The organism is Caballeronia sp. M23-90 (assembly GCF_053574605.1).
The window spans coordinates 1-8190 of sequence record NZ_JBSIPA010000296.1 but is presented as its reverse complement, the minus strand read 5'-3'; the positions used below and the strand labels follow the sequence as shown (position 1 = coordinate 8190).

Sequence of the window (8190 nt, the reverse complement as noted above, 5' to 3'; positions counted from 1 at the left end):
GGCCGGCTTGAACCAGTTCCAGCACTTCGATGCATTCGCCTGCTGCGGCTGCACGGGATACACGACGATGCACCCATCGCGCTCGGCCAATGCGTTCATCTGCGTGCCGGCGGCGAAATCATGGCCGGCTTGAACCAGTTCCAGCACTTCGATGCATTCGCCTGCTGCGGCTGCACGGGATACACGACGATGCACCCATCGCGCTCGGCCAATGCGTTCATCTGCGTGCCGGCGGCGAAATCATCGGCGTCTTGCGTGCAGCCGTGGAGCATCACGACGAGCGGCATTGGTTGGCCGTTGTACTTCGTCGGCACATACAACTTGTATGTCCGCAGTCCCGCCGCGTTCGCATGGGTATGCGTGCTGAACGTGCCGGGCGTTTGTGCGGGCGGCGTGTCCGCTGTGAACGCTTGCTGCGCGTGCGGTGCATGCGCTCCCAGTGCGCGCTGCAACGCCGCGGTCGCTTCCTTCGGGCCGCGTGTGCGCAGCAACTTCATTGCATCCTGCATGGAGTGCAGGAATCCGTCGTCGAGTTTCATTATTTTTCCAGTAGTAGCTGTTGGAGCGCTCAGCCGATCCGGCCGGCCAGCGCTGCTTTCACCGCCGGCGATGCGTGGAATGCGCCAAGCACGACTATCGATGCAATCGTTTCCAGCGCGAGTTCAGGCGTGACGTCGGCGGCGATGCTCGCAAGTCCTAGCACCTGGATATCGAAACGCTCGCCCGCATCACGCGCGGCTTCCAGATCGTGTTTCGAAAAATGCTGCATGCCGAGCACCAGCGCGCGGCGGGTAACTGTTTCGTTCACGACGTTCGCATGCGTCGCAAGCTGGTTGCGAATCGCCGTGCGAATCAGGTCCGTGCGGTTTGAATAAAAGCCTTCTTCGACCAGCAAGTCGATCTGCCCGAGGTCGATGGGGCCCAGGTTGATCGTGATCTTCTCGGTCTCGCCGCCTTTCAGCCGGACCACTTCGAGTTTCTGCATTGCTCTATTTTCCTTCCCATTACCATCCCATGAGATGGTTATAGGCTGGTTTTTGCATCGCGTCAAATTTTTTCAGTTTTTTAACCGCAAAAAACGCAATGCGGTACATCGGGAACGGCCAATGCTGAAGTCAATCCCGTAGTCCTTTTCTTTACCCTCGCGGTGACGTCGCCGCGAGTTCGCCAGAGCATTGCAGATGCTTTGAGATCCGGGCGCCCTTCATTGGGTGTAACGCGGTTTGGAGTGCGTTACCGTCCGGAGCAACTCGACATGTCCGGTCTGTTTTTTCGTCGCGATGATTCGCGGGCGTAGACACGTCTGTGAAAAACACGACGCCATGCTTCGACTAACCTCAAAGGAGATTCACCCATGTTCGTACATAACAAACGCCTGCAGTACACAGTGCGCGTCGCAGCGCCGAATCCTGGTCTCGCCAACCTGATGCTCGAGCAATTCGGCGGGTCGCAAGGCGAACTCGCGGCCGCATGCCGGTACTTCACGCAAGCAGTCGGTGAAGACGATCCGGGCCGCAAGGACCTTCTGTTCGACATCGCCACTGAAGAACTGAGCCACCTCGAGATCATCGGTTCGATCGTCGCGATGCTGAACAAAGGCGCCAAGGGCCAGCTTGCTGAAGGCGTGGAAGAGGAAGCCGAGCTGTACCGCTCGCTGACGGGCAACGGCAACGACTCGCACATCACGTCGCTGCTTTATGGCGGCGGTCCCGCGCTGACAAGTTCGGCCGGGGTTCCCTGGACGGCTGCCTATATCGACACGATTGGCGAGCCGACTGCCGATCTGCGTTCGAACATTGCAGCCGAAGCGCGCGCAAAGATCGTCTACGAACGCCTGATCAATCTCACCGACGACCCGGGCATCCGCGACACGCTCGGCTTCCTGATGACGCGCGAAATCGCGCACCAGAAGTCGTTCGAGAAGGCGTTGCACTCCATCCAGCCGAATTTCCCGCAAGGAAAGTTGCCGGGCAAGCCGGAATTCACCAGCGTGTACTACAACATGTCGCAAGGCACGGAACCGGCGTTGCGCGGACCGTGGAACGAAGGCGGCGACTGGAAGTTCGTGGAAGATCCGCAGCCCGCCGTGGACGGCGGTGACGGACTGGCAAGCGTTGGGGTATCGGAAGCAGACATCGACGTGCTGCAGGCCATGGCCGCACGCACGGCATCAGATCCGAGTTCGGATCCGACGACAGGCGCCGATCTGGGATCGGGTCAGGCGATGGTGTCGTAACGCACCAAGGCCCTTCCGGCACACACTGGAAGGGCTTTTTTTCGTCTACGCTTCGCCTCGTTCTGCCACAACGCGTTTCACCATGAACCAGTAGAACAGCGCGGAACATCCCGCTATCACGCCGCCTGAAATCAGCGCGATGGTGTACGAACCGGTTCTATCGACAATAAACCCTGCCACCACCGGCGAAAATGCACCGCCAAAATAACCGCCGAAATTCTGGATCGCGCTCACGGAGGCGACCATCGACTTGGGCGCGACGTCCGACGCCAGCGCCCATGCCGCACCAATGATCGCGGCAAGGAACGCGAGGCCGAGCGTCATCAGCGTGATCGTCATTCCTAACGAGTCGACGAACGGAATCGCCACCGCCGAAATGGCAGCGCCGATCGCGCAGATCACGATCCACATGCGCTTCGCATCGATAGGCGTCGCCATGCCGCGATCGACCATTTTCTTCGTCAGATACCCGACGATGATTTCCCCCACGGCGCCGCCAATCCACGGAATGCTGGCGTAAAAACCAAGCTGTACGAACGAAATGTGGAAGCGATCGAGCAGGTACAAAGGCAGGAAAACCAGGAACAGATTCCACAACCAAATCGCGCAGAAGTAGCCGAGGATCATGCCCCAGACGCTGCGATGCGTGAACAAGCCGCGCCACTCGTGCGTAGAGTTGCTGATGGACCGTTCGCGCCCGCCGCCGCCCGCTTCTATGTACGCAAATTCCTCTTTCGAAAGCCGCTTGCTTTGCTCCGGATTGCGATAAAAAAGCAGGAAGACGATCGCGAACACAATACCGGCTGCACCCGCCACGTGAAAAAGCGAGCGCCATCCGAATGCAACCATCAGCGCAACGAGCACGGCGGGCGCGAGCGCCGGTCCCCATTTAGATGACGAATCCCAGATCCCCGTCGCAAAACCACGTTCCTTGTTCGGAAACCACGCGGCCGTGATTTTCGCCGAGGTCGGCCAGCATGGCGCTTCGCCGACCGCAAGCAACGCGCGCATCACGAGCAACCCGCTCACCGATCCCACCACGCCGGTCATGTAGGTCGCGACGCTCCACCAGATCATCGCGACTGCATACGCTTTTTTCGCGCCGAACCGGTCGATGACCCATCCCGCCGGCAACTGCATCACGGCATAGGTCCACGCGAAGACGGTGCCGAGCAGACCAATCTGCGTCCGCGACAAACCCAGTTCCCGGATCATTTCCGGCGCTGCAATGGAAAGACTTGCGCGGTCGATGTAATTGATGATGCCGCCGGCCACCAGCCAGATCAGCACGGTCCATCGGAAGTTCATGCTGGTTTTACTTGCAACGACTGCAGGGGATCCCAGCTTCTCGGCCACGTCCGGCTCCTCGTCTACGCGATTGAACGTCCTCTTTGGGGACGCGAAGAGTCACACTATATTCAGCACGCGCTTCACATTACAGCCGCGTTAACCCGCCCGGGAACGCTCGAAGACCGGCACAAATGCGATAATCGCGGGCTATGCCCAGTTTCGGAGAACCCACAATGAGCCGCCTCGACAACCCATTCCACGACCAGGAGGCCGGCCGGGCCGACGCGACCCAGGACACCACGCGCATCGACGATGTCCGCATCGGCGCCGTCCGTCCGCTGATCTCGCCCGCGCTATTGCAAGACGACCTGCCCGTGACGCCGTCCGTGCAGACGCTGGTCGAACAAAGCCGCGTCGAGATCGCCAATATCCTGCAAGGACGGGATGACCGTCTGGTCGTCGTGGTCGGACCGTGCTCCATCCACGATCACGATCAGGCGATCGCATATGCGCAACTTTTGAAAACCGCCGCCGACGCACTACGCGACGATTTGCTGATCGTCATGCGCGTGTATTTCGAAAAGCCGCGCACGACAGTAGGCTGGAAGGGTTACATCAACGACCCCTTGCTCGATGGCACTTTCCGCATCAATGAAGGCCTGCGCCGCGCGCGTCAGTTGCTGCTCGATATCGGCAACATGGGGCTGCCCACCGGCACGGAATTCCTCGACCTGCTGAGCCCGCAATACATTGCGGATCTGATCGCGTGGGGCGCAATCGGCGCGCGCACGACCGAAAGCCAGAGTCATCGGCAACTGGCATCAGGCCTGAGCTGCCCGATCGGATTCAAGAACGGCACCGACGGCGGCGTGCAGATAGCAGCAGACGCAATCGTCGCGGCCGCCGCCAGCCACGCGTTCATGGGCATGACGAAGATGGGCATGGCCGCCATCTTCGAAACGCGCGGCAACGCGGACGCACACGTCATCCTGCGCGGCGGCAAGAAAGGTCCGAACTACGATCGCGAAGGCGTGGCTGCGGCCTGCGCCGCGTTGAAGGACGTGGGCTTGCGTGAGCAGGTGATGATCGATTGCTCGCATGCAAACTCGGGCAAGTCACATCTGCGTCAGGTTGAAGTAGGCGAAGACATTGCGCGTCAATTGAACGATGGCGACAAGCGGATCATCGGTGTGATGATCGAAAGTCATCTCGAAGAGGGACGGCAGGACCTGAAGCCGGGTGTGCCGTTGCGCCGGGGTGTATCGATTACCGACGCATGTCTCGCATGGACGCAGACCGAGCCCGTTTTGCAGACGCTCGCCGCAGCGGTGCGCGAGCGTCGCAAGCACTGAAGATGCGTTGTTGATACATTGATCGAACGACGCGCCGGAACCGTTTTCGGCGCGTCGCATGCTGCAGTCCCTGATTCGTCCACCGCCCCGCTTCGTACCCTTCCCACTCGTTTCGCGCAGCGCCGCGCAAAAACGCAGCATATTTTCCAGCTTCACAAGCAAATTCATTCGGCATAGACTGGGTCACAGAGTCGTCTTGCATCAAACGTTTTTCGTAGTGATTCGCAGATCGACCGGCTACGCCGGTTGGGTTCGTATCCAACAACGTAAGCGAGGCGACACTGATGGCTGATACCAGTTACATGGCGCGCAAGTCGGTCGAAGACATCATCAAGAGTGCTGACGGCGGCGAACGCCCGCTCGCAAAAACACTCGGCGCGCTCAGCATCACTGCAATGGGCATAGGCGCAATCATCGGCGCAGGAATCTTCGTGCTGACAGGCACCGCCGCCGCTCAGTTCGCGGGGCCAGCCATCATTCTTTCGTTTGTGCTCGGCGGTGTCGCATGCGCTTTCGTCGGACTATGTTACTCGGAGCTCGCCGCCATGCTGCCCGTTTGCGGCAGCAGCTACACCTACACGTATGCCACGCTCGGAGAAGTGTTTGCGTGGATCATCGGCTGGGACCTGATACTCGAATACGCGATGGGCGCCGCCACGGTCGCGGTCGGATGGTCGGGGTATATCGTGAGCTTGCTGCATAACCTCGGCATGACGATACCGCCGCGCTTTGCCGCCGCTCCCGGCACCATGGTCAAGCTCGCCGATGGCACATCGGTTTCCGGCCTGGTCAATCTTCCAGCCGTGTTCATCATTGCGGCACTCACGCTGATGCTGGTGATGGGCACCAAGGAATCGGCGCGCCTCAACAATGTGATGGTCGCGATCAAGTTATTCGTGGTGGTTGCGTTTCTCGCGCTCGGCGTTTTCTTCGTGCATCCGGGTAACTGGCATCCCTTCATTCCGCCCAACACCGGCGAGTTCGGCAACTTCGGCATGAGCGGAATCTTGCGCGGTTCGGCCGTGGTGTTTTTTGCGTTCATTGGCTTCGACGCCGTTTCCACCGCCGCGCAAGAAGCACGCAAGCCGCAACGTGACATGCCTATCGGCATTCTCGGGTCGCTCGTCATCTGCACGATCTTGTATATCGCCGTGGCCGGCGTGCTGACAGGTCTCGTGCCTTATGGCCAACTGAACGTGCCCGATCCGATCGCCAAGGGCGTCGACGTGATCGGCCTCACGTGGTTCTCCATCCTGATCAAGGTAGGCGCGCTGACCGGGCTGACGACCGTGATCCTCGTTTTACTCTACGGCCAGAGCCGCATCTTCTTCACGATGTCGCAAGACGGACTGCTGCCTGGACTGTTCGCGCGGGTTCACCCGCGGCTGAAGACGCCGCACCTGAGCCAGACGATGATTGGCGCGGTAGTCGCCGTCGTCGCGGCCTTTACGCCGATCAATGTGCTGGGCGAGATGGTCAGCATCGGGACGCTGTTCGCGTTCGTGCTCGTATGCGGCGCGGTGATCTACCTGCGGCGCAGCGACTCGGGCGCAAACCGGCCGTTTCGCGTGCCGGGCGTACCTATCGTGCCGATTCTCGGCATCCTGTTCTGCTTGTTGCTCATGACGGGTCTGCCGCTCGTCACGTGGATGCGGCTTGTCGTCTGGCTGGTGATCGGACTCGTGATCTACGTCTCGTACGGTCGCAATCACTCACGCCTGCGGCATCCGGAGACGCGCGCCAAATAGTCAGGCGGCGCGGCGAGACACTCAGGCAGGCAGGATATTCGACGCCTGCTTGCCCTTCGGCCCCTGGCCGATATCGAAGCTGACCTTCTGGTTCTCCAGCAGCGTCTTGAACCCTTCTGTCTTGATCTCGGAGAAATGGGCGAACAATTCTTCGCTGCCATCGTCCGGCGTGATGAAACCAAAACCCTTTGCATCGCTAAACCACTTCACTCGTCCGGTCGGCATGGCCGTCTCCTGGCTGCAAAAAGTCGGAACGGTAGCACGCATCGACTGCGGGGTTTCGGTTTACTTGCGGCAAACGTTCAGCAAAAGTCGCAACAGGCGTCGACAAACATTGGGGCGATGACGATTGCCTGATTGCTCGATGCAGGCAGCGACTCGGCGCCTGCGCAGTGCCGGCTTGAGAAGCCCGCGGCCTCAAATCGGCCCGATCCCCTGCATCAGCAACGCAACCGCATGGGGCGCGATGTTGTCGCGTCTCGGCTTCCATCCGCGTTCTTCGGCCCATTTGTAATTTGCGGCGAGCGGCAACAAGGTGAGCCCGAACAACGAGACGAACAACAGGGACGGCTCAAGGTGCGGATTGAGCTTGCCCTCCTTCTGCCATTTTTCGATACGTTCAATCGATGCCTTCTGGTTTTCATCGCCGAAACGTTCTGCTATCCGCTGGCGCAGCAAGCCGCCTTCACTGATCACTTCGCGAATCCACAGGGTCGCGAACCATGGATTTTCCTCGGCCACCGTCACCAGCCCTTCCACAAAAGCGCGCAGCGCCTCAGCCGGTTCCGCATCCGAGTTGGCAAACGCGGACCCAAGCTTGGTGCGCAAAGGGACGAACCGCTCGTCGATCAGCACGTCCAGCAACTGGTCCCGCGTCTTGAAGTAGTAATGAACCATGGCCGGCGTGACTCCTGCCTCGCGCGCGATCGCGCCGAGCGTGGTTTCCATGATTCCCTGACGCGCGAACAGCAACAACGCGACATCGAGCAGAAGCGTCCGTGGCTCGCCGTTTTGCCCGCCCGACGGGCGCCCGCGCCGGCGCACGGGCTTTTCGGGGTCGGCTGAAACATTACTTCGGGAAGCTTCGGTTACATTTTTAGTCATAGTCGCAATTGACCCGGGAAGAGACGTGACCTAATATTAACTTCAATGTTAATTAATTGCAGGCACTCGATGGAAACCTTCCAACCCACCGTTGCGCTTCCCGCAACAGAGCGGCCGCCCATCCGAATGTTGTTCACGGCGCTTCTGCTCGTCATGCTGCTCGGCGCGCTCGACCAGACAATTGTGTCGACAGCACTTCCGACCATCGTGGGCGAACTCGGGGGGCTCGAAAGCCTGTCCTGGGTCGTGACGTCCTATTTGCTGACGTCCACTATCGTGGTGCCGCTGTACGGCAAGTTCGGCGATCTGTTCGGCCGCAAGGTCGTGATCCAGGCTGCCATCCTGATCTTTCTGGCGGGTTCGATCCTGTGCGGCGTCGCGCAGGACATGACGCAGTTGATCGTGCTGCGCGCGCTGCAGGGGCTGGGCGGCGGTGGCCTGATGGTCGTGACGATGGCCA

At 60.1% G+C, this 8190-nt stretch carries 9 protein-coding genes and 1 pseudogene; 4 read left to right on the top strand and 6 right to left on the bottom strand.

Translation table 11 applies throughout. The features are described from left to right. From ACRXB1_RS24115 to ACRXB1_RS24105, 3 genes and pseudogenes are all read right to left on the bottom strand, one after another. Positions 1-99, bottom strand: a 99-nt coding sequence (locus ACRXB1_RS24115; protein WP_449493463.1) for a hypothetical protein, incomplete at its 3' end; no start/stop codon positions are given. A gap of 26 nt (positions 100-125) precedes the next feature. Further along, a pseudogene (locus tag ACRXB1_RS24110) lies at positions 126-539 on the bottom strand (alpha/beta hydrolase family esterase); the annotation flags it as partial. Between the two features lie 29 nt (positions 540-568). Next, on the bottom strand, positions 569-985 hold the full coding sequence (locus tag ACRXB1_RS24105; RefSeq protein WP_449493462.1) for a CopG family transcriptional regulator: 417 nt from the start codon (positions 983-985) through the stop codon (positions 569-571). A 369-nt stretch (positions 986-1354) separates the two neighbouring features. Between ACRXB1_RS24105 and ACRXB1_RS24100 the strand changes: the two genes are divergently transcribed. Then, the gene (locus tag ACRXB1_RS24100; RefSeq protein WP_062003329.1) at positions 1355-2236 is read left to right on the top strand and encodes a manganese catalase family protein; all 882 of its coding nucleotides are present in this window, start codon (positions 1355-1357) and stop codon (positions 2234-2236) included. A 45-nt stretch (positions 2237-2281) separates the two neighbouring features. On the opposite strand, the gene ACRXB1_RS24095 is transcribed toward ACRXB1_RS24100, so the two are convergent. Next, positions 2282-3592 carry an MFS transporter gene (locus tag ACRXB1_RS24095; RefSeq protein WP_449493461.1) on the bottom strand — a complete coding sequence of 437 codons (1311 nt, stop codon included), beginning with the start codon at positions 3590-3592 and terminating at the stop codon, positions 2282-2284. 167 nt (positions 3593-3759) lie between these two features. On the opposite strand from ACRXB1_RS24095, the gene ACRXB1_RS24090 reads away from it, so the two are divergent. Continuing rightward, the gene (locus tag ACRXB1_RS24090; protein ID WP_062171524.1) at positions 3760-4878 is read left to right on the top strand and encodes a 3-deoxy-7-phosphoheptulonate synthase; all 1119 of its coding nucleotides are present in this window, start codon (positions 3760-3762) and stop codon (positions 4876-4878) included. A 284-nt stretch (positions 4879-5162) separates the two neighbouring features. After that, positions 5163-6626 carry an amino acid permease gene (locus ACRXB1_RS24085; protein WP_449493460.1) on the top strand — a complete coding sequence of 488 codons (1464 nt, stop codon included), beginning with the start codon at positions 5163-5165 and terminating at the stop codon, positions 6624-6626. Between the two features lie 21 nt (positions 6627-6647). Here ACRXB1_RS24085 and ACRXB1_RS24080 read toward each other — a convergent pair whose 3' ends face one another. Together ACRXB1_RS24080 and ACRXB1_RS24075 are read right to left on the bottom strand one after the other, a co-directional pair. Continuing rightward, positions 6648-6851 carry a cold-shock protein gene (locus ACRXB1_RS24080; protein ID WP_060818122.1) on the bottom strand — a complete coding sequence of 68 codons (204 nt, stop codon included), beginning with the start codon at positions 6849-6851 and terminating at the stop codon, positions 6648-6650. A gap of 192 nt (positions 6852-7043) precedes the next feature. Then, positions 7044-7670, bottom strand: coding sequence for a TetR/AcrR family transcriptional regulator (locus ACRXB1_RS24075; protein WP_449493459.1), 627 nt, complete (start codon positions 7668-7670; stop codon positions 7044-7046). A gap of 129 nt (positions 7671-7799) precedes the next feature. On the opposite strand from ACRXB1_RS24075, the gene ACRXB1_RS24070 reads away from it, so the two are divergent. Then, positions 7800-8190, top strand: a 391-nt coding sequence (locus ACRXB1_RS24070; protein WP_449493458.1) for an MFS transporter, incomplete at its 3' end; no start/stop codon positions are given.

Coding starts and splice junctions, on each gene's coding strand:
- ACRXB1_RS24105 (WP_449493462.1), bottom strand. CDS start 985: ATGCAGAAACTCGAAGTGGTCCGGCTGAAAGGCGGCGAGACCGAGAAG.
- ACRXB1_RS24080 (WP_060818122.1), bottom strand. CDS start 6,851: ATGCCGACCGGACGAGTGAAGTGGTTTAGCGATGCAAAGGGTTTTGGT.
- ACRXB1_RS24090 (WP_062171524.1), top strand. CDS start 3,760: ATGAGCCGCCTCGACAACCCATTCCACGACCAGGAGGCCGGCCGGGCC.
- ACRXB1_RS24100 (WP_062003329.1), top strand. CDS start 1,355: ATGTTCGTACATAACAAACGCCTGCAGTACACAGTGCGCGTCGCAGCG.
- ACRXB1_RS24085 (WP_449493460.1), top strand. CDS start 5,163: ATGGCTGATACCAGTTACATGGCGCGCAAGTCGGTCGAAGACATCATC.